Here is a 23993-nt window from a genome sequence, read left to right on the forward strand (position 1 = left end):
CAAACTCCTGAACCTGTTGCCTGAGTGGAAGAATGAGCATCCCTTTCTAAGGGAAGCTCATTCCCAAATTCTGCAGCAAAGCCTGATTGACCTGGACCGGGCTTACCAGAACTTTTTCAGAAGATTGAAACAGGGCGAAGATCCCGGCTATCCCAGGTACAAGAAAAAGTTTGTGCATGATAGTTTCAGATTTCCCCAGGGATTTAAAGTCGAAGGCAGACATATATATCTGCCTAAGCTCGGTTGGTTCAGGTTCTACAAGAGTCAAGACATTGATGGAACCATGAAAAATGTCACCGTCAGTCGCAGAGGTAAGCACTGGTATATTTCTGTTCAGGTGGAGCAGGAAATCCCTGATCCAATACCAACACAAAAGCCAAGTGTGGGTATTGATATGGGCGTAGCCAGATTTTGCACTCTGTCTGATGGTACATTTTACACACCCCTTAATTCATTTAAAAGGCTGTCCAAGAAACTTGCCAGACTGCAGAGAGGCTTAGCTCGAAAAGTCAAATTTTCAGAGAACTGGAAGAGAGCCAAGGCCAGAATAACCAGGCTGCATGAGAAAATTGCTGATGTGCGCAGGGACTATCTGCATAAGTTGTCACGACTGATAGCCGACAAGTATGGGCTGGTGGTAGTTGAGGATTTGAGAGTCTGCAATATGAGTGCTTCAGCCAGGGGTACACTTGAGAGACCTGGTAGAAATGTCAAAGCCAAGTCAGGTCTTAACAGGTCTATTCTGGATCAGGGCTGGAGTGAGTTTTTCAGACAGCTTGAATACAAGCTTTCATGGCTTGGTGGCTGGCTGGAAAAAGTGAATCCAAGCAACACTTCAAGAACCTGCCCTGTATGCGGTCATACAGACAAGGAGAACCGCAGGAGTCAGAGCAGATTCAGGTGTGTAAAGTGTCTGTTTGAAGGCAATGCTGACTACGTGGCAGCCATAAACATTCATACCGCAGGGCATGCGGGAATCAACGCCTGTGGAGATGGACGGCCATCGTTGAAGCAGGAACTACCGGGAAATAGTGATACAGTACCGACCTTTTTTCCTATCACGCCAACGGCGTGATTAAAAGGGAATCCTCTTCCTTCAGGGAGAGGAGGATGTCAATCGTCTAAAGATAAGAGGCCAGAGGTTGACAAAGCCAGAAAGGCTATTTAAATATTCTTCCTTTCAAATAAGGAGGATTTTTTTGATGTTTGAATTAACAGATTCTGCCAAGACTCAATTGGATAGGTACTTTGAAACTCAGGAAAAGTCGCCCATCAGGGTCTACATGGCTGCTGGCTGAGGCGGGCCAAGATTGGCTCTTGCTCTGGATGAGCAAAAAGACAGTGATAATATTTTTGATATTAAGGGGTTTCAGTTCCTGGTGGATAAAGCCCTCTTGGACACCGTAGCTCCCATTGAGGTGGACCTGACCGAAGCTGGATTTGTGGTCAACTCCAGTCTCAAAGTAGATCCTGCTGGTTGTTCTTCATGCACTTCCTGCTAGGCCGCTGATTGGTCTCCGGTTAATGGAGGCATAAAGCATAAAGGCTTGTTTGATTTCAAAATGATCTTAACGGCCATGTCCAAGGGCGTGGCCGTTTTTATTGAGGCTTGAATAGGATATTTATAATTAGATGCAGTTCCGGTTGCAAGAACGGGGACTATCAATCTGTTTAACGAGGTGGACTGATATGAAATGTGTGACAGTAAAAAAGGGAGTCAACTGTTCCTTTATGGCTTCCAGCGGCTGCTCCTTCAAAGATGGATTCTGCCTTCCAGTGGTGGAGAAGTGCGAAGGGTGCGATCGGACCAAAGAATTTGAGGGCAAGATATACTGCAACAGCTATCCTGATCCTGAAGCAAAGTGGGACCATGGGGCCTGCAATTTTGCCACTCATGTCCAGGCTGTTGTTGATAAGGCTGGAAAGGTCAAGATCAACCCCCTCAAAGCCTCCAAGAGAGCTGCCAGAGGTCGCTAATTCTTTGCCATCCCTGGTCTTTTTTCATTTATCTTAAAAATGAAATCTGATGAGGCCAGGGTCTGGCCATACTGCTAGGGGCTTTTATGAGCCGGATATCCCAATATTTGGACGATCAAAAAGATCTGGTAGTCCATCTTCAGCAGAAGCTGGTGGCCATTCCAGCCCTTGGTCCGGATAACAACGGTCAGGGTGAAAAGGCCAAGGCAGACTTTTTGTTATCTTACCTTAAAGATACCGGCTTTGATGAAATCATTGAAGTCAATTGTCCTGATGAGCGGGCCCAGGGTGGCTACCGTCCCAATATTGTGGCCAGGATTCCGGGTAAAAAAACCGACAAAACCCTTTGGATCATTTCCCATCTGGACATTGTTCCAACCGGGGATTTAAGCCTTTGGGAAAGTGATCCGTTCACACTTCGGGTAGACGGTGATCTCATCTATGGCCGGGGAGTTGAAGACAACCATCAGGGACTGGTTTCTTCAATTCTGGCGGCCAAGTCCTTTTTGGATCTGGAAGTCCGACCTGAGATCAACATAGGATTGATCATGGTGGCCGACGAAGAAACTGGAAACAAGTATGGCCTTCCCTTTGTTCTTGACCAGAAAAAAGAACTCTTTGGCAGGGATGATCTGTTTCTTGTTCCGGACTTTGGAACCCCGGACTCCAAGATGGTTGAAGTCGCTGAAAAAAGCATGCTCTGGCAGAAGGTCACTGTTTCCGGCCGACAATGCCACGCTTCCAGGCCTGACAAGGGAATAAATACTCTGGTTGCATCAGCAGCCTTTATTCTTAAACTTGAGGAACTGCATAACTTTTTTTCTGATCAAAGTGAGCTCTTCAGCCCGCCGGGTTCCACTTTCTGTCCTACCAAGAAGGAAGCAAACGTTCCCAATATCAACACCATTCCCGGAATGGATGTGTTTTACCTTGATTGCCGGGTTCTGCCCAATTACAGGCTGGAAGCAGTCCTTGAGAAAATCAGGGAGCTGGGTGCTGGGATTGAGGAAAAATACAGGGTGAAAATTGGTTATGAAACCGTTCTTCTTGAACAGGCAGCTCCATTTACTGATCCGTCCAGCGAAATCGTGGTCGAGTTGACCAAAGCCATAACAACAATTCGGAATGTTGAACCCGTGGCCCAGGGAATAGGCGGCGGGACTGTGGCCTCTTTTCTGAGACACAAAGGTTTTGATGCAGTAGTCTGGGCCACGCTGACCGGAACAGCCCACCAGCCCAATGAATGCTCCAGTATAAGTAATACCATAAATGACGCCAAGGTAATGGCCTTCATGGCCAGTCCCTGGTAGTTCACTCCCATGCAGAAAACCCCTCCTCCCGATGTCTTTGACGTTTTGGTTGTGGGAGCAGGCCATGCAGGATGCGAGGCCTCCCATGCCTCAGCCCGTCTTGGGTTCAAGACACTTCTTTTGACCATTAATGTGGACCGGATCGGTCATCTCTCCTGCAATCCAGCCATTGGCGGACTGGCCAAGGGGCATATGGTCAGGGAAATCGACGCCCTGGGCGGAGCCATGGGAATCTGGGCCGACAAGGCCGGGATTCAGTTCAGAAGGCTTAACACCAGGAAAGGCCCTGCAGTCCGTTCAACAAGAGCTCAGATAGACCGAAAGAAATACCTGGAAGTGGTTCAGGAGACGCTTTTCAACCTGGAGAACCTTTATATCAGAGAAGCCTCGGTTGAAGAAATAATTGTTAAGGATTCACAAGTCCAGGCAGTCAGGACCAGGATTGGTGAAATCATACCTTGCAAAACCCTGATTCTGACCACTGGAACTTTCATGCAGGGACTGATCCATATTGGCATGGATAACTATCAGGGAGGCAGGCTTGGTGATCCGGCCAGCACCGGACTGTCAGATTCATTAAGAAAGCTGGGTCTTGAGCTGGGACGCCTGAAGACCGGGACTGTGCCCAGGCTTTTGAAGGACAGTGTGGATTTCAATTCTTTAGAGGTCCAGCACGGGGACTCTCCACCGCCACTATTCAGTTTCTGGGAGAAATCAGAGCTTTTGTCCCAGCTTCCATGTCATGTTACTTATACCAATGAGAGAACCCACCAGGTAATCAGGAAAGGCTTTGACCGGTCCCCCATGTTTCAGGGAGTGATCAAGGGTACTGGAGCCAGGTATTGTCCGTCCATAGAGGATAAAGTGGCCAGGTTTCCCGACAAGGACAGGCATCAGATTTTTGTTGAACCTGAGGGATTATCCAGTTTTGAGGTCTATCCCAACGGCATACCCACCAGCCTTCCCCTGGATATTCAAAAAGAAATGCTGTCAACAATCCCGGGCCTGGAAAAGGCCATGATTGTCCGGCCCGGCTACGCCATTGAATATGATTTTATTTTCCCCACCCAGCTTAAGCCCACCCTTGAGACCAAAGCAGTGTCCGGGTTATACTCGGCAGGTCAGATTAATGGTACATCTGGCTATGAAGAAGCCGCAGCCCAGGGGCTGTGGGCGGCCATAAACGCCTGCTTGATGCTGGGAGGACAAGATGAATTTGTGCTTAAGCGAAGTGAAGCCTATATGGGTGTCCTGGTGGATGATCTGGTCACCAAAGGGACTACTGAACCCTACCGGATGTTTACTTCCAGGGCTGAGTACCGGCTTTTGCTGAGGGAGGATAATGCTGATCAGAGGCTGACTCCCAGGGGCAGGGAGCTTGGTCTGGTTAAGGATGTTCAATGGGAGATTTTCAGGTCAAAGCTAGATCGGATAAATAAACTCAAAGATACCCTGATGGGAACAATGATCCGACCTGATTTGGCCACCAGGCAAGCACTGGAAAAAATTCAGGCTGCTGTACCCAAAAAGGCGATCAGTCTGGCTGAGCTTTTAAGACAGCCAAATCTTGAGATATCATCTTTTGATGAATTTCTGCCTTCTGTCAGTGCCCTTGATCCGGAAATTCTTGACCAAGTCCAGATAGAGATCAAATTTGAAGGTTATCTTAAGCGTCAAGATGAGCTGGTGCGCAGATCAGAATATCTTGAAAACTACGAGCTGCCCCAGGATGCAGATTATGCAAAAGTTCCAGGGCTTTCAGCCGAGGTAGTGGAAAAGCTGGGAACAGTCAGGCCCAGAACCCTTGGCCAGGCAGGTCGGATTTCCGGAGTAACTCCTGCTGCTCTTTCTGCCTTGGAGGTTTATTTCAAGGCACTTGGAAGTACTTCTCGCTAGACTGGATCTAGTTCCTGAATTCCTTTCTGCAGGGCTTGGGATATTCTTTCTTTCCTTTGGCTAGGGATAGGGTTAATAGTTAGTTTATGAGCGTTGCTTTTGTCTGCAATCTCGGGCGGGCTTTTCTGGATCGTTTCCAGACCTACAACCAGGCTTGGTCCATTCTGGCCAGGTCGATGAGTTCTTTTTTCCGACTGGCCCTTTTTAACAGGGCTGTTTCCCATGTCTTTGCCCGTGAGGTTTATCACACAGCTTACCGTTCTTTGCCCGTCACCTTCCTGGCTTCTTTGATCATCGGCGCTATAGTAGTCACATATCTTGTTTCTCTTCTGACCCGTTTCGGGGCCTATGAATTTATTGGAGAATATATTGTAACGGTCAACCTTCACGAGGTCGGGCCCATTATTTGTTCAATTATTGTTTTGTTGAAATCAGGTTCCAGGGTTGTGTCGGATGTTGCCCAGATGAAGATTAACAGGGAGTTGAATACCCTTTATTATTTGAATATTCCTGTTGATCGTTACCTGATGATGCCCATGATTCTTGCGTTTGCCTTTGCCGGCCCCTGCCTTAATCTGCTTTTTGGGGTGGTTTCCATTATCGGCGGTTTTCTGGTTCTTGGTTATCTGCATGATCTGACTTTTGCCAACTACCTTGGAATGATTGGAACAGCATTGGATCTGGAAACATTTTTTGTGGCCTTTTTCAAGCCAATGCTTATGTGCATTGCTGTGGCAGCGGTTTCAATTCAAAAAGGCATGAGCGTTAATTATTCATTGACCGAGGTCCCAGTGAGACTTATTCAGGGACTTATGCATGTAATCGGATTGATTATACTTATTGAGCTTGTTTTTGTGCTTGGCTATCTGTGGTAGCCCCTTTGTGGATAAATTATCTGTTGTTGTCCTGAGTGTTTTTGGGAAAGGATGAATCTATGATCCGGACTGGATCAGGCATTGATCATGGAATAAAATCAACAATAAGTGATCTGCTCCTTGAGGGTTCAAACCTGTTGCTGGTGTGTCCTTCAAAAAGCCGGGACAGCTTGTTGCAGAATATGATTGTCCAGTCCCAGGGGCATATCGGGATAATCAGCGATGATTTTCCTTTTTTGTCTTCTCTGAGTGTGATTGAGAATGTGGCTCTTAGCAATATGTTTCACCAAAACGTTTCTTTGGAAAGGGTCAAAGCCAGGTTTGGAGATTATCTGGCCAAGGCTGGCCTTGAAGAGTATCTTTGGAAGAGTCCAAGGCTTCTTCCTCATGTCAAGCTGGTGCTGGCCAAGCTGTTGCGATGTGTGTGTTCCGGCAACAGCATAGTTTTCATGGGGTCCCCCCGGATTGATGACGCCAGGGTAGTTCTGGACTGGATTCGGGACAATTCTGTTCCGGTCAAGCTCTGGATATCCTGTGTTGATGAGGAGGCTGCAATGTTCGATGACCTGGCTCTCAAACAGGTTGATTTCGCAGGTTAGAAGCTGAATATTTTGATAGCTTTGCTGGATCAGCAAAGGGTTTTTGTTTAAACCATTATTTTCAGGACAAATTGTGAAAGACGGTTATAGAAGTGTTGAATTCCGGGCTGGGCTTCTGGTCATTTTTTTCATGGTGGCCCTGGTTTCAATCTTTTTATATATAGGTTTCAAAAAAGAGCTTTTTGCTGAAAGGGTGACTTACTACGTCATCAGTGACACCGGGGAGAGGATTGAACGGGGCATCCCGGTGCGGCTTTCCGGGTTCAGGATCGGTCAGGTGGAGAATGTATCCCTGGACGCAGTGGACTTTGTGACCATAGAAATCCGGATATTAAAAAAATATCAGCGCTGGATGGTTGAAGATTCCAAGATCATCCTGGACCAGGAAGGAATCATCGGCAAACCCTATTTAAAACTCCTACCCGGGAGTGAGGATGCCCAGGTCCTTGAGGCAGAAAGTCGGATCAGGCTGGACAAGGTTGGGGGCATAAGCGAGTTAATAGAGCAGGCTCAGCCAGTTATGGATGATTTAAAGGCCATTGTAGCCAATATCAGAAGTATTACAGACCAGCTTCTTCTGGAGGATGGTCCTGTCCAGGTGGTTTTGGGAAATATCCAGGAAATGACCACCAGGCTGAATGAGAGCCAGGGACTGGTCTATTACCTTGTTGAAGATCCAAGGCCTGTGGAAAAGGTGGAAAACATCCTGGCTGGACTGGATGATCTGGCCAGAAGCTTTGAAGACCTGGTTGAAAGCGGGATAGTTGTTGTGGATGGCTTAAAGCCGATAGAACAGGAGTTCCTGGGGATAACCCGGGAAGCAAGGGAGTTTGTGGGCGAACTAAGGGGAATCAGGTCGGATATCGCTCCTATAGTAGAAAATCTGTCGGATTTCAGCTTTGAGCTGAAAAGAGCGGGTCAGGACATGTACAGGATCAGACAGGAGGGCGAGTATGCCCTGCGCCTGGGGACAGAACTTTTGCACAGACTATCTGACACCTGGCCTCTCAGCCGGCCTGAGCCGGATTATGACAGAAGTTTTCCCCTGCCGTGAATATTTTTCCCGGGGTGCATGGACCTTGGTCATGCTTAGCTCATGACTATTCTAACAGCAAAAGCTCTCAAGAGAAAAATGTCTCAACGTAAACCATTTTTTTATCAGCTACTGGCCTTTCTGGTCATATTGCCGGTTATTATGATCAGTGGTTGTACAAGCCGTCCCGGACCGCTATACCCCCCGGCTGACAGCGTCAGGCTGGCCGATGTTCAGCGTCTGGAATTCGTCAACGCCTATTTGCAGGGAAAGTTGTGTCAGGCCGGAATCCTTCTTGCAAAAAGCAATGATAACTATCTGGCTCAGGATGATTTTTGCTCGGTTTCGAGGAACTTTTTGATTGCCTATAAGCTGACCTCCTATTCTGGATCACCCAGGAAAGAACTGCTGGAAAAGGCTTTTGAAGCTGCTCTTTTTGACCACGGTTGCTGGCCTGATTTGCAGGAAAGTCAAGACCTGCTGGCCGGTTCAGACAAGGATGCTCGCTACCTTGACCTGATTGAAGAACAGAACTTTATGCGGCTGAAAAGGGAGCTTCACCAAGAAGAAGACCCATTGTTTGCCTCGGTCTACTGGCGGAAAAGTGCTCAAGAGGCCATTAAGGCCTACCAGAAGGATCTGGCCCTGGAGTTTGTCCAGCAGGCAAGGGCCATAGACTCAGCTCAAGGCTGGGTTGTTTTTTTGATCAAAGACTGGAAGCTTTTGAGCCAACTGGATATTGAATCTTATGACAAAGATTTTATTGAAAAAAGGATAAAAATACTTGAAAATGCACTTCAGATTTGTCCCAACGGTCCGCAGTATTTTCCAGATCCAAGGACGACCGACAATCCTTAATCCTTCATGCCACCAGAGATCATGAATCAACAGTTCTGGCCCCAAATCAGTTCGAGCTTTCAGACTTCGGTCATGCAGACTTCCGGGTATTATCTGCTGTTAATAGTCTTGCTGGTTGTTTTGGCCCTGATTCTCTTTTATCTGTACAAGCGAAAAGTTGATCAGAAAAAACAGGACGCTGCTCCCAAGTACTTTGAAGTCGCCGCCAGAGAAGAAATATCAGAAATCCTGGAAACAGCCCTGGGACAGAACAGCCGTTTTGATTTGCGCCTGTCTTCCGGAGGCAGGGAGCTGCTTTGCCTATTTCGTGAGTATGCCAAAGACTCGATCCTTCTTGAACCTCCAGATCAGATCAAGTCCATAAAAAGATGGTCAGGCAGGCAGGTCCAGGTCTATTTCCGGATCAGCCTTGGGCGGGGAAAATTTTCTTTCTACAAGTTTAAATCCAGGGTCATGGAAGCTCTAGTCAAAGATGATGTCCGTTTAATCCGGCTGGCTGTCCCGGAACTGCTTGAGATGGAACAGAAAAGGCAACACCTTCGCCTGGAACTGCCAGGGAGTTATATCCGTTTGCTGGAAATTCGACCAGTTTCCCATGACCGCAACGGAGAATATCATACCTCAATTCAGAGGCACGGTCAGCCCATTTGGACTTATGAGCAGGGTTCAAGAACGGATGTGGTGCTGAAGGACATTTCCGGTGGTGGAGCAAGACTTGATCTTTCTCCTCAACCCATCAGGGGCCAGAATGATTTTTTCAAGGACAATCCGGTCCTGCTTTTGTCGATGATTTTCTATCAGCATCCGGGTGTCAGCGATAAGTTGAAAGAGTTCCATTTGATAGGCAGGGTCAGGAAGCATTATCCTGATACCCATGGTAACTATATCGCTGCTATTCAGTTCATTCGGCAGGCATCCTTTGACCAGGAGGAAAAGGTTATTACAGGCTGGGAAAAAGTAGAGCCCAATGATGGGGTGGAAGATCTGGCAAGCTGGGTAGTGAGAACTTATCTTAAGATTTACCGTGAAAAGGGGCTGGTCTGATAGACTGGCTCATCCAAAGGTTTTGAACAAGGAGGAATAAATTTTGGAAGAGGGATCGGAAAGCAGGGTCTGGTCGGTATTGCGAAGGATTTTTGGCTCCCGCTGTGATTTGCCTCTGGAAGAGATAATTATGGAGGCCAGAGACGATGGAGAACTCAAGAATGAAGAAGTCCTGATGCTTCTGAACGTCCTTCGACTGAGCCAGAAAAAAGCCCTGGAGATCATGGTTCCCAGAACAGATCTGGTCTGCTGCGAGGTTAACGATTCCATGAGTGATGTTGCCAGGACCATAATAGAGAGCGGCCACTCCAGGATCCCGATATACCGTGCAAACAGGGACCATATGGTTGGCCTGGTCCATGCCAAGGATCTGCTGAAATACTTCCTGGCAGAAAAAGAGGTTTCCCTGACCTCCATCATGCGTTCTCCTTACTTTATTCCTGAAACCAAAAACATCAGGGAAGTCCTTCTTGATTTTCAGAGTCGAAAGATCCATATGGCCATTGTTCTGGATGAGTATGGAGGGACTTCTGGAGTTGTGACCCTGGAGGACGTACTGGAGGAAATTGTCGGCGAGATCGAGGATGAATACGATCCTCCCAAACCCCAGGAGATCCAGGTTCGTCAGGATGGTTCGTTTTATGTTTCCGGCAGAACATCGCTGGATGAACTAAAGGATGAACTGGGGATTGTGATTCATTCCGATCAGGTGGAAACCATTGGCGGGTATGTCTGTCATGTTGCTGGCAAGGTCCCTCAAAAGGAAGAGGAGTTTTCCGACGGTGTTTTCAGGTACAGGGTCAACGAGGCTGATGCCAAGCATATTCAGTGGCTTACAATAACTTCCATGGCAGGCAAATCAGACCAGGTATGATGACAGGGCATTCTTTTGTTTTTTGGCTTGGTCTGTGTGTTTTGGGCCTATACTTTGGCTTTGCCAACCCTATTTATCACTTTCCGCCATTTTTTTTCCTTTTTTTGCTGGGACTTAACCGGATTGCGCTGGATTCGGATTCGGCCGGGCAGGTTTTTGTTCGCTCCTGGCTGGCAACCGGTCTGGCCTTTTCTGTTTGTCTATACTGGATAGTGGTTCCGGTTCACCAGTTTGGCGGTTTCCCTCTGGTCCTGGCTCTTTTCTGCCCCGTCCTTCTTGGCTTCTGTATTGCTTTGTTCAGCTCGGCCTACGCCTTGTTCGTGTCAACTGTTAAAAAAAGCAGTTCCTGGCTGTTGTTGGGTGTTTTTTCTGGCTGTGCCTGGTCTGGGCTTGAGTTCATAAGGGAGTATGCCCTGACTGGCTTTCCTTGGTTTCTAGCGGCTCAGTCTTTTGCTGTATGGCCTGAGTCCATACAGGCCGTAAGTATTATTGGAAGCTACGGGCTGGGGATGATTCTGGCTGCCTGCGGGATGTGGTTCAGCCTGGGTAAAGTAAAGAGTTCATTACTTGGAGCAGGTGTTCTGGCTGTTGTGCTGGGTTATGGATATTTAATTCCAGGCAAAGTTCTGGAAACTGGCCAGGCACGTTTTTTAGCAGTCCAGGGCAATATTGATCAGACCCTTAAGTGGGAAGAAAAAATTCAGCGGATGACTATTGATAAATATTTTAACCTTACCTTGGACGGATCTTCAAGGTACAGTCCGGACCTGGTGATCTGGCCTGAGACAGCTTTACCCTTTTATTTTCAGGAAGCCACGGAACTCAGTCATATGGTCAGGAATTTTGCCCAGGAAAATCAGCTGAATATATTGACTGGTTCTCCTGCCTACAGGATGGATCCGGACGGGGTGGGGTACAGCCTGTACAACCGGGCATTCTGGATAGATGCTGACGGCTTTGTGCATGATTATTACGACAAAGAGCATCTGGTTCCATTTGGTGAGTATGTTCCTCTCGGCCGGTTCATTCCTTTTTTGGACAGCTTAGTGGAAGGTGAGCTTGATTTTTCCCCGGGCACTCAGAAAACTCCTCTGACCAGGGACGACCTTGCATTGGGGGTGCTCATCTGCTATGAAATAATATTTCCCAACCTAGCTAGGCAAAGGGTGGCAAAGGGATCAAACATACTCATCAACCTTTCAAACGATGCCTGGTTTGGAAGCACATCAGCCCCTGAGCAGCATCTGCACCTTGGGGTGCTCCGCGCTGTTGAGCAGGGCAGGTATGTGATCAGGGCCACAAATACCGGGATATCAGCCTTTATTGATCCTGGCGGCAGGGTTTACAAAAGAACCGGTTTGTTTGAGGATGCGTATATATCTGCCCAAGCCGGTCTAGTAGATTCCAAAACATTATACCACCGGTTATACTGGTTTATAAACATCCTGCTGCTCATGGGAGTCTTTGTTTCACTGTTCATTCATTATCATAATGTGAGATCAAGCCAAAAATGATTCAACTTTCAGATCTTAAAAATCAGTCCGCCAAAATCCTGGAACGCTTCAACGCCCTTTGGGGGCGTCTTTGACCTGGAAAGCCAGAAAACCAGGCTTCAGGAAATTGAGCACGAGCTTTCAAGACCTGGAGCCTGGGATAATCCGGATAACCTGACCCCTGTTCTGAAAGAAAAAAGCATTCTTGAAGAAGAAGTAGCCAAGATCTCTGAGCTCCAAAAACTTCATGATGATCTGCTGGAGTGGCTCAGCTTTGCTGAAGACGATCAGGGTCAGGATGTGCTGGATGCGCTTACAGATAATGTCCGGGTGTTCGGCAAAAAGCTTGAGCAGCTTGAACTGGAAGCCTTTATGGGCGGGAAGGATGACAAAAATCCGGCAATTATTGAAATTCATCCCGGAGCAGGAGGGACTGAAGCCCAGGACTGGGCCGAGATGCTGCTGCGCATGTATCTCAGGTGGGCTGAAAACAGCGGCTACAAGACTGAGTACCTTGACTACATTCAGGGTGATGAGGCCGGGGTGAAAAGCGTAACCATCCAGATTACTGGAGACTATGCCTATGGTCGGCTCAAGGGAGAGAGGGGGATTCACAGGCTGATCAGGATTTCCCCTTTTGATGCCTCAGGCAGGAGACATACTTCTTTTGCTTCGGTGGATGTTTACCCCCAGGTCTCTGATGACATTAACATTGAGATCAACGAGGAAGATATGCGGGTGGATGTATTCAAGGCCAGTGGTCCTGGAGGGCAGCATGTAAATAAGACCAGCTCGGCCATCAGAATCACCCATATCCCCACCGGCATCGTTGTTCAGTGTCAGAGTGAAAGATCCCAGAGAAGGAACCGGGAATCAGCCCTGAAGATACTCAAGGCCAAACTTTATGACCGGGAAGTGGAAAAAATTGAAGAGGAAAGACAGGAGAAGTATGCTGCCAAGGATGCCATATCCTGGGGCAGTCAGATTAGGACTTACACTCTCCAGCCGTACCGCCTGGTCAAAGACCATAGAACCGGCAATGAAACCGGCAATGTGGAATCTGTGTTGGACGGTAATATTAATCAACTGATCCACGATTATCTTTTGTACAATCATGGCTGAAAAACCAATCAACGATCTGATCAAGTTTCAAAGGATTATCAAGGAGCTTGAGGACCTGGAGCAGGCTCTGGGTCACAAAGTCGACTCCTTTTCCGTGGAATCAGCAGAAAAGTCTCTGGCCTTGGTCAGGATTTTCAAAGGCCTGACCCAGGAGGAGTGGCTTGGCATCATGGAACAGTCCTCCATCAATCCGTCCTGGATGTGCCTTTCATTAAATGGTAAGAAATTCACCACCCTGCACCATATGCTAAAGACCATTGAGGAGCTTTCCCTGGCCAGGGACAGGGATCCTCTGACCGGTCTGAACAATCGGGGTTTTTTTCAGCGGGTTCTTGAACGAGAGATGCAGAAGTCGTTCAAGTACAAGATGCCCCTTACCCTGGCCATCATGGATGTTGATGATTTCAAGCTGATCAATGATACTTATGGCCATGTCTGTGGCGATGAAGTCTTAAAAAGTCTTTCTGGCATCCTTTCCAGGGAGGTCCGAGGCGGAGATTACGCAGCCAGAATTGGCGGTGAAGAATTCGCTCTTATTCTACCCGGAACCGGCAAGATCAAATCCAAACCTCTGCTGGAAAGGATACTCAAATCCATTCGGCAGAGCATGGTCTGCTGCAGTGTAGGCAATGAGCAGATAGCTTACACTGTTTCTATCGGCTCAGCCACTTACCGGGGAAAAACCCGTCTCCAGTTGGAAGACTTTTTATCTCAGGCTGACAAGGAACTCTATAAGGTCAAGTCTGACGGTAAAAACGCATTGAGAATAGTATCTGCATTGGAAGTCCTGGACGATAAATCAATGGTCAGGGGTGATGAAAAGGAATTCTTACTTAAAGGATGATTATGCAACGGCAGAATAGAACTTTTAGTTTGTCCATCTTAAGCGGCAAGGGAGGGGTTGGAAAGACCAATATCGCCCTGAACCTTGCATATGCCCTTTATCAGGCTGGCCAGAATACCCTTCTGGTGGACTGTGATCTGGGACTGGCCAACCTTGATGTCATGCTGGGCATAGCTCCGGAAGGAAGCCTGCACGATATTTTGAATCACAACGCCAAAGTGGAAGACATTTTGTTTAATCTCGGCAAAAATGGGCTTGACCTTATCCCTGCTGCCTCCGGGGTAACTGATATCCTCGACCTTGATGAAGATCAGCAGGATAATGTTGTTCAGAGGTTGACCAAGGTCATGAGCAAATACAACTTCTTGCTCCTGGATCTTGGGGCAGGCATTAACCAGACAGTCCAGTCTTTTGCCGCCATGACTCATCATCAGGTTGTGGTCATTACACCCGAGCCCACATCTCTTACAGATGGTTACGCCCTTATAAAAGTGCTTTACACCCAGAAAAAAGCTAAAAATTTTCATATACTGGTTAATATGGTTCATTCAGAGCAGGAGGGACGACTTGGTTTTGAACGGATCCGGGCTGCCTGTGAAAAGTTTCTGGAACTCGAGGTCGATTTTTTGGGATTTGTCCGCCAGGACGATGTTGTGCCTGAGTCCGTTCGAATGCAAAAACCTTTTTTTCAGACTGCAGCCAACTCTAACCCGGCCAGGGATGTCCTGAATATTGCTCATCGTCTCATAAGGATTCGCAACGATTCCCTTGAACGGATCGTCTCCACACCTGCCTTGCGGCTTGAAGACTTGGACGGCATTGACTGATCCGGCTTTTTTTCGGGTTTCCTGATTGCTTGTTACAGGAATCACACATAAGAAATTGCTTGATTTTGTTTTTAATTTAAGGATATAGAACTTATTATATTTTTTGCACTTTAAGGGCTTTGGAAAAAAGGAGAAAGATTATGAACAAAAGCGAACTTATTAAAAGCCTGGCTGAAGAGCGAAACATCTCCATAGAAGAAGCTACAGAAGTGGTGTCAATCTTTTTTGACTCCATGAAAGAGGCCCTGAAAAACGGGGATAGGGTCGAAATAAGAGGATTCGGCAGCTTTAAGATCAAGGAATATAAAGGATATCAGGGAAGGAATCCCAAAACAGGCGAAACCGTTGAGGTTACTCCGAAAAAGCTGCCTTTTTTCAGGGCAGGAAAAGAACTCAAGGATTATCTGAACAGCTAAAACTGGTCGTTTACTTAGCCGGATAGTCTGGATTCGACAGTTTGGGCCTTGAGCTTGATTAGATAGGATCAGCTGGAAAAGTATTGCCGGGAATTTTCTTAATGCCCCAAAGAATCTTTTCAAGAAAGTTGCCTCTTTCAGGCGAATGTCCCTGATAAAATTGATCTGTCTTGGAGCATTACTGTAATTTTACTTCTTTGGCCTTGGTGTGTAACATCTTATATGCTGACGGGCAGAACCTGTAAAAGTTTCCCTTGGGAAACTTTTTTGGTTTGCAGCCCAGGTCAAAACCGGGCTTTGAACATTGCAGCCAGGCCAGACTGGTCTGACTGAATAAGCAAGGGGAAATAATGACAAACAACTCTTCAAATAAAGTTACATTTTACAAGATGCAGGGTAGTGGAAACGATTTTATCCTGTTTGACAACACCAGCCTCAGACTGGCCAGGGAAGACATGCCTTTCTGGGCGTCCAAGCTATGCCCCAGGGGCTTTGCCGTGGGAGCTGACGGGATGATTTTTCTTGATAAAACAGCTAAGGAAGGGCTGGACTACGTCTGGCACTTTTATAATTCAGACGGCTCCCGGGCAGAAATGTGCGGAAACGGTTCAAGATGTGCTTCGCTACTGGCCAACATTATTGGACTTGCAGGGAAGGACCAGGTTTTTGGGACGGATGCAGGCCCCATAACAGCCCGGATCCTGGATCAGGGTCTGGTCAAGGTTCAACTCACCCCGGCCATTAACCTGCGCCTGAATATTCCCCTGACCCTGGAAGGAGGGCAGGAAATAAATGTTCACCATGTCAATACCGGGGTTCCCCATGCTGTGGTTGTCTGTGAAAACGTGGATCAGGTCGATGTGGCTAAGGTTGGCCGGGCGATAAGGTTTCATAAAGAGTTTTCCCCATCAGGGACCAATGTTAATTTTATTGAGAAAAAAGGGGATGATTCAATTATTCTTAGAACCTATGAACGCGGGGTAGAGGATGAGACTTTTGCCTGTGGAACTGGAGCTGCAGCATCAGTGGTAGTTGGCTCAGCCCTGAAAATCCTCAAGGCCCCGGTAGAAGTGACAACCTCCGGGGGGGAATTTCTGGCCATTGACATTTCTGAGGATCAGGTCTTTCTTACTGGAAAGGCCACCCTGGTCTTTAAGGGCGAATTTTCACCGGAGACTTTTGGTCTTTAGCTGCTAGGCCATGGCAGGATCTTTAGTTTTCTGATTTTATCAATTTTTATATTTCCTAGGAGGATCAGATAATGCAATTTCAAGGCGCATATACAGCTTTGGTAACTCCATTCAAGAACAATCAGATTGATGAAGAGGCCTACCGGGCCCTTATAGAATGGCAGCTGGAGCAAGGCATAAACGGAGTCGTGCCTTGTGGGACCACCGGCGAATCAGCCACCTTGAGCCATCAGGAACATAAAAAGGTCATAAGCATCTGCGTGGATCAGGTAAAGGGCAGGGTCCCGGTAATAGCCGGTGCTGGATCCAACTCCACGACCGAGGCAATTGATCTTACCGGATACGCCAAGGATGCTGGAGCTGATGCAGCCTTACTTATCACACCATATTACAACAAGCCCACACCTGCAGGGCTGGTTGCCCATTTTAAGGCTATTGCCAAAGAAGTTTCAATCCCCTTTTTCATCTATAATGTTCCTGGACGAACTTCCCTTAATGTCATGCCCAAGACCGTGGCCAGAATTTTTCGGGAAATCCCTGAAGCAATCGGGATAAAAGAGGCCACTGGCGACCTTAAGCAGGTTTCCGAAGTGGTGGAAGAATGTGGACCTGACTTTATTGTTTTGTCTGGGGATGATTTTACAGTTCTTCCGCTGTTGTCTGTTGGAGGACATGGGGTGATCTCCGTTGTGTCAAACATCGTTCCTAATATGATGCAGACCATGTGTAAGGCTTTTGTGAATAGAGATCTGGAGACGGCCCAGAAGCTTCACCATGAAATGTCGCCTTTATGCCGGGCAATGTTCATGGAAACAAACCCCATTCCGGTTAAGACCTCTTTAGCCATGATGGGCAAGATGGAAAAGGAATTCCGGTTGCCACTGGTTCCCATGGAGCCAGGCAATGAAGAAAGCCTCCATGGCATTCTAAACACAACAGGGTTGGTTTGATTTAAGTCCAGGTTGGCTGCAAGTGAATATTGACTTTGATACAGTCCGCAAAAAAGCAAGGGCTGACCTTAAGGGTTACTGCCGGGTTTGTCCGGCCTGTGATGGTCGGGCCTGTTCCGGTGAAGTTCCGGGCATGGGAGGTATTGGATCTGGTTCGTCATTCAGGGCAAATATTGAATCCCTGGCAGCACATCAGTTTCAGATGAGCGCTGTTCATGCAGTCAAAGAGCCGGATACTTCGTTGAAACTCTGGGGGCGGCATTTGTCCATTCCATTGATGGCAGCGCCCATGACCGGCACTACCTATAATATGGGCGGCTCACTTTCCGAAGCAGACTTTGCAGAACGGATAATTGAAGGAGCCTTAGAAGCCGGTTCCCTGGGATTCATCGGGGATGGTGCTGATCCTTTGATGTATGAAAGCGGGCTTAGGGCCATAAAAAAAAGCAATGGACATGGAGTAGCCATAATCAAGCCCAGATCCCAGAAAGAAATAATCAGCCGGATCAAAATGGCTGAAGAAGCTGGAGCCCTGGCTGTGGGTGTTGATATCGACGGGGCAGGACTGGTTACAATGGCCTTAAAAGGTCAGGCTGTCGGGCCGAAAACAGGTGATGAAATCGCCAGCCTGGTGGAAAGTACTGAGCTGCCTTTCATTCTCAAAGGGGTGATGAGCCGGGAGGATGCCTTAACTGCTCATGATGCCGGAGTTGCAGCCATTGTTGTGTCCAACCATGGCGGGAGGGTGCTTGATTTTACACCTGGGGCAGCAGATGTCCTTCCAAAAATTTCTTCAGCTGTGAAGGGAAAGATGCTGGTCTTTGCCGACGGTGGAGTTCGCTGGGGTGCAGACATCCTGAAATATCTGGCCCTGGGGGCTGATGCGGTTTTGACTGGCCGACCTTTGATTATTGGGGCCTTCGGAGGAGAAGTTGAGGGAGTCTCAATGATTATAAACCAAATGAAGCAGGAACTTTTTCAGGCAATGCTTCTGACCGGTACTGCTGATGTCCAAAAAGTCCTGCCCGAAATACTCAGGCCCGGATGAAGAGTCCTTTTTCAGGACGGATCTCCCTCCAGAAGCAGGACCTCGTCTTTTTGATCTCTTTCCAGAGTCAGGACGTCGACTCTTTCCGACAATGATGTATTGATTTTTTTCCCAACAAAATCAGCATGGATAGGTAGCTCCCGGTGTCCGCGATCGATGAGCACCAGCAGCTTGATGCTTCTTGGTCTTCCGAAATCAAGGAGAGCTTCCAAGGCACACCTGATGGTCCGGCCCGTAAACAAAACGTCATCAATTAGCACCAATGTCCGGCCTGTTATGGAGAAGGTTATTTCTGTACTGTTGATGACCGGGGCAGAAGTCAAATTAGTCCAGTCGTCCCGGTAAAGGTTGATGTCCAGCTTGCCCATGCGGATTTTTTCTCCGGTCCTGGTCTCAATAATGGTCTTAATCCTTGATGCCAGATCCACACCTCTTCGTTGTATGCCAATTAGAGCCAGTTCCTTGATGTCCTGGACCTGCTCGATTATTTCAAAAGTCATTCTTTCCAGGGCCTTGTTGATTTCCTGGGAATTGAGAATAATTCTCTGTTTCATGTTTTTCTCCTTGACATATAGCTGGACTACCCAAATTATATCTCCTGATCACTGATTGCAAGTCCAGCTTTTCATTAGATTCGCAAATTCTGCAAACAATGCTTAATTGGGACGCATTATGACCACCCAGAATTACCAGTTCAAGATTAAAGGAATGACCTGTTCAGCATGTGCTGCCAGGGTGGAAAGGGCTGTTGCCTGGCTGGAGGGAGTCCAGAAAGCAACCGTTAATCAGGCGACCGAAATTCTATATGTCCAGGCTGAGGCTAAAACTGATGTAGATGATATCATCCAGGCAGTTCAGAAGGCAGGCTATGAAGCAGTCCGCAAGGAGGACCAGGACAGGCCGGTCAAGCTTAAGGTCAGAGGGATGACCTGCGCTGCCTGCGTTGGAAGGGTGGAGAGGATATTGAAGAAGCAGTCGGGAATAAGGGAGGCATCCGTAAACCTGGCTGATGAAAGTGCTACGCTCAGGGTAGGGCCTGACTTTGATTTTGATGTTGCTTCCAGTGCGGTAGCCAAGGGCGGCTACGAAGTTGAGTTGCTGGGTAAGGAGCGGTCAGTCCATGATGATGACATGGCTGGCAGACTAAAGGAGATGAAACAAAAGGCCATATTGGCCATGTCCTTTGCTGTCCCCCTGATGGTGGTCTCCATGGGAGAGATGGTTGGCATACCTTTGCCGGCCTTGATCAGCCATCACGCCAATCCACTTAATTTTGCCCTGGTCCAGCTGTTACTGACACTGCCCATTGTCTGGTCGGGCAGGCATTTCTACCAGTATGGCTTTAGAAATCTTTACCACATGGCTCCCAATATGGACTCCCTTATCGCCATTGGAACAGGAGCTGCCCTGGTCTACAGCACCTGGAACCTGGTGGAAATTTTTCTGGGGCATATGCCCCATGAAAGGGCCATGGACCTTTACTATGAATCTGCTGCAGTGATCATCGCCATGGTCTCCCTTGGAAAATTTCTGGAGCAAAGGGCAAAGACCAGGACATCAGATGCCATAAGGCAGCTGATCAAACTTCGGCCGGACAAAGCTACAATCCTAGACGGTGATGAACAAAGAGTGATTAATGTCGAAGCCATCAGCCACGGACACGTGATAATTGTCAGGCCGGGTGAAAGGATTCCGGTTGACGGTACTGTAATCAAGGGTAGTTCAGCAGTTGATGAGTCAATGCTGACCGGAGAAAGCATTCCCAAGACCAAGACCGCCGGAGACAAGGTCTTTGGCGGTACTTTGAATACCACAGGCAATATCCGGTTCAAGGCAGAAAAGGTTGGTTCGGAAACCGCCTTGGCCAGGATAATCAAGATGATTGAAGATGCCCAGGGTTCCAAAGCTCCCATTGCTTCACTGGCCGATAGGGTCAGCCTTTATTTTGTGCCGATGGTGATCACCTTGGCCTTTGTGTCTGGGCTGGCTTGGCTTTTCCTGGGGCAGACCGAATTTACCTTTGCCCTGCGAATCTTCATTGCTGTTCTGGTCATTGCCTGCCCTTGTGCCCTTGGCCTGGCCACCCCCACTGCGATCATGGTGGGTACTGGCAGGGGTGCTCAACTGGGAGTGCTGATTAAAGGCGGTGAAGTGCTTGAAGCTGCCAAGAGCGTCCAGGTGGTTGTTTTTGACAAGACCGGAACCTTGACCAGAGGCAAGCCAGCCATGACAGATCTTATGGTTCTAAATCAAGACACTGACAGGAACAAACTTCTTTCTTTACTGGGCGGAGTCGAGGATCAGTCTGAGCATCCCCTGGCTAGAGCAGTTGTAACTGGATTAAAAAAGGAAATTAATGAGTTTACCGAGCCTGACAAGTTCGAGTCCATTCCCGGCAAAGGAGTCAGGGCCAGTTTTGACCGGGATGAGGTACTTGTTGGCAGCTTTGGACTTTTTCAGGAGATTATGCCCGGGGAAATAGAGAAACATGATCTGGACGGGATCAGGCAGAAGCTTAGTACCCAGGGAAAAACCCCTTTGCTTATGTCGGTGAATGGAAGTCCGGTCCTGGTCCTGGGAGTAGCAGATGAATTAAGAAGTGAGGCTGGTTATGTGGTGAAGCGACTCAAGGACAAGGGGATCAAGGTGGTCATGCTTACCGGTGACAATGAGGTTACGGCCAAAGCTATTGCCAGCCAGGCCGGGATCAATGATGTCCGAGCCCAGGTTTTGCCGGAAAATAAGGCTAAGGAAGTTGAAAATTATCAGAAACAGGGTTTAAAGGTAGCCATGGTAGGCGACGGAATAAATGATGCTCCGGCCCTGACTGTTGCTGATGTGGGTATTTCCATGGGTACAGGCATTGATGTGGCAATTGAGTCCGGAGATGTGGTCCTTATGCGCGGAGATCTTGAAGGGGTCCTGACTGCTTTGGAGCTTAGCAGGGCAACAGTCAGAAACATCAAGCAGAATCTTTTCTGGGCATTCATATATAACGTAATGGGACTTCCAGTGGCTGCAGGGGTATTGAAGCTTTTCGGAGGGCCCACCCTCAGTCCCATGTTTGCCGGAGCAGCCATGGCCATGAGCTCCTTTTCCGTGGTCTCCAATGCTTTGCGGTTGAGATTTTTCAAGCCTCAACAAGAAAAAAGACAAGAGCTTGACTAGTACTTTACTCCAACACACAGACATTGTTAAACAAAAAGTAAGATTATTTTTTATTATTATTTCAAAAAACATCTTGCTTTTTAAAAAAAATAGGAATAATGACAAAATTATCGCTAATCATCAGTTTATGTGACGGGTTGGAATGTAGCAGCCTGGACTGGTGATTTTTTTTTAATTTTCAGGAGTTTTTTTCTTATGACCAACTTGTACGTGGGCAATCTGCCATGGAACACAACTGAGACCCAGCTTAAGGAACTTTTTTCACAGTACGGCGAAGTCACTTCTGCCAAAATCATCGAAGACCGTGAAACCGGCCGCTCCAGAGGCTTTGGTTTTGTGGAGATGGAAGCAGGTGCTGATGAGGCAATTGAAACCTTGAATGGGTCTGACTTTGGCGGACGCAACATTAAAGTAAATGTTGCCAAGCCCAAAAGAGAGGCCAGGTTCTAGTTTTAGTTTGAAAAAAAGTTAAAAGCCCATTTCGCTCTGCGAAATGGGCTTTTTTATTTGGCCTAGGCAGTTATCAAAAAGGCAATCTTATTTGACTGCGGATTCATTGATCCCAAAATTTCGGGAGCAGGTTCGAATCTGCAATTCCTTAATGATTACTTGCTCGTAGTTAACAAATTTGCTTCCTTTTTTGTGTTCGTCTTCAATGTAGACTTCAAGAAACTGACTTTCTTCCCAGAAGTCGAGCAGTTCCTCGTCTTCAAGTGATTTGACCTGTTCTTCCAATGGATAGTTGTCAGGGTGACGCAGAAAATATGCCATTACTTGCAGGTTCCTCCAGAATTTGAACAAAGTTGTCGTTGGTTACACACCAGCCTGGTTCATTGCTCAAGAGAACACTGTTAAGGCCCCTTTGTGTGTAAAAGGACTGGAATTACTCTAATTCCAGTCCAAACCAGCTAAGTAACTTCCTATAATCATATTGTTTATAATTAGCAACTTTTTTCGTACTTGAAAAAATGGCAGATTGCAGTTATCTTTTTGTTTAATGGACGGTTAATCAAGACCATCCGCTTCATCCGACCTATGTTTAGCACCAGGAGAACTGACATGGAAAGTGAAATCAAAAAAAAGGACACCAATCTTCTGCAGTTGGTTACCTTTAGCATTGGCGGGGAAGAGTTCGGGGTTGAAATTCTTACCGTGCAGGAAATTATCAGGATGCTTGAAATTACCAGAGTCCCCAAAGCTCCGGAATTTGTGGAAGGAGTCATCAATCTCAGGGGCAAGGTTATTCCAATTATTGACCTGCGAAAACGTTTTGGCCTTGAATCCAAATCTCACGACAAGAATACCCGAATCGTGGTTATTGAGATTAACAAAATGATAGTTGGGTTTGTGGTGGATTCGGTCTCCGAGGTCCTGCGGATTCCTGCAGATACAGTTGAACCTCCGCCACCGGTTGTGGCCGGACTTGATTCGGAATATATCAGTGGCGTGGGCAAACTTGAAGACAGGCTTTTGATTCTTCTTGACCTGGATAGACTTTTGAGCAGAGAAGAAAAGAGTGTTTTAAGTCAAGTGTAGCTTTCTTGTTTTTTAGCAATAAAGGCCGGTCTCAACCTCTGCCAAGGGTTGGACCGGCCTTTTTTAGGTTTTCCTCTTCGATTGAAGATCCCTTGTCAGCTTTGCAATGTCACAAGCCTTTTCCAGACAGTGATCAACATATTCAAACCCATTTGACTTTCCAATCAGAATAGTCTGCATGCCAAGATCCTTGGCTGTTTTCAGATTTTCCGGAAGATCATCAATCATTACGCACCAATCCGGATTTGCATTGAGGTGTTGAAGGACCCTTAGATATGGTTCAGGAAAGGGCTTGGGCCTGAACGAGGCTACTCTGACATCGAATATGTCTTCAAAAATATTACTAAGACCCAGGATGGACAGCACATTTTCAGCATGGCTTTTAGATCCGTTGGTGAATATCACCTTCCGGCCATCCAGTTTTTCCAGAACCTTACGCAGGCGGATGTCCGGCCTTAAAATGCCTGCCAAATCGACATCGTGGACAAATTCCAGGTAATCATCAGGATCAACGCTATAATGAATCATCAGGCCGTTCAGGGTGACCCCGTATTCTTTCCAGTATTGCCTGCGCAGACTGTCAACCTCTGATGCTGGAATTCCCAGCCTGGATACCATGTAATGATTGATCCTTTGATCAATCAGAGGAAAAACATTAAGCTCCTGAGAGTAAAGGGTGTTGTCCAGATCAAAGATAAAGGTATGCATGTCTTTATGGGTTAATGAGTTTTTAATGAAAAGATGTTGCGGGTTAAGACTTTGGAGTTGCTGGCCATGTTGACCATTAAATGCTCAGGCTGCAGGCAAAAGCTCTGGAAATATAGAAAAATTGGTCCGGGAGAGGTGTTACGCTGCCATAAGAGCAGAATAACCAAAATATTCGATTACCAGTTTCAGGATGGCAAAATCTACTGCTCTTGTGGTCAGGCAGTT

Annotated in this window: 25 protein-coding genes; 22 read left to right on the plus strand and 3 right to left on the minus strand. The window is 47.3% G+C overall.

All coding sequences use genetic code 11. From position 1 onward, the window contains the following. From P771_RS17445 to P771_RS0112040, 19 genes are all read left to right on the plus strand, one after another. The coding region (locus P771_RS17445) for an RNA-guided endonuclease InsQ/TnpB family protein (protein ID WP_035244495.1) at positions 1-1075 on the plus strand (1075 nt) is incomplete at its 5' end. Positions 1076-1202: 127 nt separating this feature from the next. After that, a complete protein-coding gene (locus P771_RS19125; protein ID WP_084301881.1) occupies positions 1203-1502 on the plus strand; it encodes an IscA/HesB family protein in 300 nt (99 codons plus the stop codon). 187 nt (positions 1503-1689) lie between these two features. Then, positions 1690-1977, plus strand: a complete 288-nt coding sequence (locus tag P771_RS0111955) for a PxxKW family cysteine-rich protein (protein WP_028575321.1) — start codon at positions 1690-1692, stop codon at positions 1975-1977. An 86-nt stretch (positions 1978-2063) separates the two neighbouring features. Continuing rightward, the gene (locus P771_RS0111960) at positions 2064-3287 is read left to right on the plus strand and encodes a M20 family metallo-hydrolase (RefSeq protein WP_028575322.1); all 1224 of its coding nucleotides are present in this window, start codon (positions 2064-2066) and stop codon (positions 3285-3287) included. Between the two features lie 9 nt (positions 3288-3296). Beyond that, on the plus strand, positions 3297-5183 hold the full coding sequence (mnmG, locus tag P771_RS0111965; protein ID WP_028575323.1) for a tRNA uridine-5-carboxymethylaminomethyl(34) synthesis enzyme MnmG: 1887 nt from the start codon (positions 3297-3299) through the stop codon (positions 5181-5183). A gap of 86 nt (positions 5184-5269) precedes the next feature. After that, positions 5270-6058, plus strand: a complete 789-nt coding sequence (locus P771_RS0111970; RefSeq protein ID WP_028575324.1) for an ABC transporter permease — start codon at positions 5270-5272, stop codon at positions 6056-6058. 59 nt (positions 6059-6117) lie between these two features. Next, complete coding sequence (locus P771_RS0111975; protein ID WP_028575325.1) at positions 6118-6657, plus strand: hypothetical protein; 540 nt, start codon at positions 6118-6120, stop codon at positions 6655-6657. 73 nt (positions 6658-6730) lie between these two features. Continuing rightward, complete coding sequence (locus tag P771_RS0111980) at positions 6731-7711, plus strand: MlaD family protein (protein WP_028575326.1); 981 nt, start codon at positions 6731-6733, stop codon at positions 7709-7711. A 78-nt stretch (positions 7712-7789) separates the two neighbouring features. Beyond that, positions 7790-8548, plus strand: coding sequence for a hypothetical protein (locus tag P771_RS0111985; RefSeq protein ID WP_028575327.1), 759 nt, complete (start codon positions 7790-7792; stop codon positions 8546-8548). 21 nt (positions 8549-8569) lie between these two features. Then, the gene (locus P771_RS0111990) at positions 8570-9592 is read left to right on the plus strand and encodes a PilZ domain-containing protein (RefSeq protein WP_161635970.1); all 1023 of its coding nucleotides are present in this window, start codon (positions 8570-8572) and stop codon (positions 9590-9592) included. Between the two features lie 43 nt (positions 9593-9635). Beyond that, a complete protein-coding gene (locus P771_RS0111995; RefSeq protein WP_028575329.1) occupies positions 9636-10466 on the plus strand; it encodes a hemolysin family protein in 831 nt (276 codons plus the stop codon). A 41-nt stretch (positions 10467-10507) separates the two neighbouring features. Continuing rightward, positions 10508-11980: an apolipoprotein N-acyltransferase gene (lnt, locus tag P771_RS0112000; protein ID WP_161635971.1), complete on the plus strand. Its 1473-nt coding sequence runs from the start codon at positions 10508-10510 to the stop codon at positions 11978-11980. Beyond that, positions 11977-13081, plus strand: a protein-coding gene (gene prfB, locus P771_RS0112010) for a peptide chain release factor 2 (RefSeq protein WP_208595969.1) whose coding sequence is annotated in 2 segments (ribosomal slippage) — positions 11977-12051 and positions 12053-13081 — 1104 coding nt in all. Because the reading frame shifts where the segments join, the coding sequence is not laid out codon by codon here. The genes lnt and prfB overlap by 4 nt, the downstream gene beginning before the upstream one ends. Beyond that, complete coding sequence (locus P771_RS17455) at positions 13074-13925, plus strand: GGDEF domain-containing protein (protein WP_051617303.1); 852 nt, start codon at positions 13074-13076, stop codon at positions 13923-13925. The genes prfB and P771_RS17455 overlap by 8 nt, the downstream gene beginning before the upstream one ends. A gap of 2 nt (positions 13926-13927) precedes the next feature. Beyond that, complete coding sequence (locus P771_RS0112020; RefSeq protein WP_028575332.1) at positions 13928-14752, plus strand: MinD/ParA family protein; 825 nt, start codon at positions 13928-13930, stop codon at positions 14750-14752. A gap of 140 nt (positions 14753-14892) precedes the next feature. After that, positions 14893-15168: an HU family DNA-binding protein gene (locus P771_RS0112025; RefSeq protein ID WP_028575333.1), complete on the plus strand. Its 276-nt coding sequence runs from the start codon at positions 14893-14895 to the stop codon at positions 15166-15168. Positions 15169-15518: 350 nt separating this feature from the next. Continuing rightward, positions 15519-16358 (plus strand): diaminopimelate epimerase, encoded by an 840-nt coding sequence (gene dapF, locus P771_RS0112030; RefSeq protein ID WP_028575334.1) that lies wholly within the window; start codon positions 15519-15521, stop codon positions 16356-16358. A gap of 71 nt (positions 16359-16429) precedes the next feature. Further along, a complete protein-coding gene (dapA, locus tag P771_RS0112035; protein WP_028575335.1) occupies positions 16430-17308 on the plus strand; it encodes a 4-hydroxy-tetrahydrodipicolinate synthase in 879 nt (292 codons plus the stop codon). A 28-nt stretch (positions 17309-17336) separates the two neighbouring features. Further along, the gene (locus tag P771_RS0112040) at positions 17337-18356 is read left to right on the plus strand and encodes an alpha-hydroxy-acid oxidizing protein (protein ID WP_028575336.1); all 1020 of its coding nucleotides are present in this window, start codon (positions 17337-17339) and stop codon (positions 18354-18356) included. 11 nt (positions 18357-18367) lie between these two features. Here P771_RS0112040 and pyrR read toward each other — a convergent pair whose 3' ends face one another. After that, complete coding sequence (pyrR, locus tag P771_RS0112045; protein WP_028575337.1) at positions 18368-18910, minus strand: bifunctional pyr operon transcriptional regulator/uracil phosphoribosyltransferase PyrR; 543 nt, start codon at positions 18908-18910, stop codon at positions 18368-18370. Between the two features lie 118 nt (positions 18911-19028). Between pyrR and P771_RS17460 the strand changes: the two genes are divergently transcribed. Together P771_RS17460 and rbp are read left to right on the plus strand one after the other, a co-directional pair. Further along, entirely contained in the window at positions 19029-21524 is a 2496-nt protein-coding gene (locus P771_RS17460; protein ID WP_051617304.1) for a heavy metal translocating P-type ATPase, read from the plus strand. A gap of 195 nt (positions 21525-21719) precedes the next feature. Beyond that, a complete protein-coding gene (gene rbp / locus P771_RS0112055) occupies positions 21720-21974 on the plus strand; it encodes an RNA-binding regulator (RefSeq protein WP_028575338.1) in 255 nt (84 codons plus the stop codon). An 87-nt stretch (positions 21975-22061) separates the two neighbouring features. On the opposite strand, the gene P771_RS0112060 is transcribed toward rbp, so the two are convergent. Continuing rightward, positions 22062-22295: a hypothetical protein gene (locus tag P771_RS0112060; protein ID WP_028575339.1), complete on the minus strand. Its 234-nt coding sequence runs from the start codon at positions 22293-22295 to the stop codon at positions 22062-22064. Between the two features lie 288 nt (positions 22296-22583). On the opposite strand from P771_RS0112060, the gene P771_RS0112065 reads away from it, so the two are divergent. After that, a complete protein-coding gene (locus P771_RS0112065) occupies positions 22584-23060 on the plus strand; it encodes a chemotaxis protein CheW (protein ID WP_028575340.1) in 477 nt (158 codons plus the stop codon). A 63-nt stretch (positions 23061-23123) separates the two neighbouring features. Here the strand turns inward: P771_RS0112065 and P771_RS0112070 are convergent, their stop codons facing one another. Then, positions 23124-23768, minus strand: coding sequence for a pyrimidine 5'-nucleotidase (locus tag P771_RS0112070; RefSeq protein ID WP_035244497.1), 645 nt, complete (start codon positions 23766-23768; stop codon positions 23124-23126). Positions 23769-23993 lie beyond the last annotated feature (225 nt).

The organism is Desulfonatronovibrio hydrogenovorans DSM 9292 (genome assembly GCF_000686525.1).
GTDB lineage: Bacteria > Desulfobacterota > Desulfovibrionia > Desulfovibrionales > Desulfonatronovibrionaceae > Desulfonatronovibrio > Desulfonatronovibrio hydrogenovorans.

Bases quoted from the DNA above. Each gene is read 5' to 3' on its own strand.
- P771_RS0111955 (WP_028575321.1), top strand. From the start codon at position 1,690: ATGAAATGTGTGACAGTAAAAAAGGGAGTCAACTGTTCCTTTATGGCT.
- P771_RS0111960 (WP_028575322.1), top strand. From the start codon at position 2,064: ATGAGCCGGATATCCCAATATTTGGACGATCAAAAAGATCTGGTAGTC.
- mnmG (WP_028575323.1), top strand. From the start codon at position 3,297: ATGCAGAAAACCCCTCCTCCCGATGTCTTTGACGTTTTGGTTGTGGGA.
- P771_RS0111970 (WP_028575324.1), top strand. From the start codon at position 5,270: ATGAGCGTTGCTTTTGTCTGCAATCTCGGGCGGGCTTTTCTGGATCGT.
- P771_RS0111975 (WP_028575325.1), top strand. From the start codon at position 6,118: ATGATCCGGACTGGATCAGGCATTGATCATGGAATAAAATCAACAATA.
- P771_RS0111985 (WP_028575327.1), top strand. From the start codon at position 7,790: ATGTCTCAACGTAAACCATTTTTTTATCAGCTACTGGCCTTTCTGGTC.
- P771_RS0111990 (WP_161635970.1), top strand. From the start codon at position 8,570: ATGAATCAACAGTTCTGGCCCCAAATCAGTTCGAGCTTTCAGACTTCG.
- P771_RS17455 (WP_051617303.1), top strand. From the start codon at position 13,074: ATGGCTGAAAAACCAATCAACGATCTGATCAAGTTTCAAAGGATTATC.
- P771_RS0112020 (WP_028575332.1), top strand. From the start codon at position 13,928: ATGCAACGGCAGAATAGAACTTTTAGTTTGTCCATCTTAAGCGGCAAG.
- P771_RS0112025 (WP_028575333.1), top strand. From the start codon at position 14,893: ATGAACAAAAGCGAACTTATTAAAAGCCTGGCTGAAGAGCGAAACATC.
- dapF (WP_028575334.1), top strand. From the start codon at position 15,519: ATGACAAACAACTCTTCAAATAAAGTTACATTTTACAAGATGCAGGGT.
- dapA (WP_028575335.1), top strand. From the start codon at position 16,430: ATGCAATTTCAAGGCGCATATACAGCTTTGGTAACTCCATTCAAGAAC.
- pyrR (WP_028575337.1), bottom strand. From the start codon at position 18,910: ATGAAACAGAGAATTATTCTCAATTCCCAGGAAATCAACAAGGCCCTG.
- P771_RS17460 (WP_051617304.1), top strand. From the start codon at position 19,029: ATGACCACCCAGAATTACCAGTTCAAGATTAAAGGAATGACCTGTTCA.
- rbp (WP_028575338.1), top strand. From the start codon at position 21,720: ATGACCAACTTGTACGTGGGCAATCTGCCATGGAACACAACTGAGACC.
- P771_RS0112060 (WP_028575339.1), bottom strand. From the start codon at position 22,295: ATGGCATATTTTCTGCGTCACCCTGACAACTATCCATTGGAAGAACAG.
- P771_RS0112065 (WP_028575340.1), top strand. From the start codon at position 22,584: ATGGAAAGTGAAATCAAAAAAAAGGACACCAATCTTCTGCAGTTGGTT.
- P771_RS0112070 (WP_035244497.1), bottom strand. From the start codon at position 23,768: ATGCATACCTTTATCTTTGATCTGGACAACACCCTTTACTCTCAGGAG.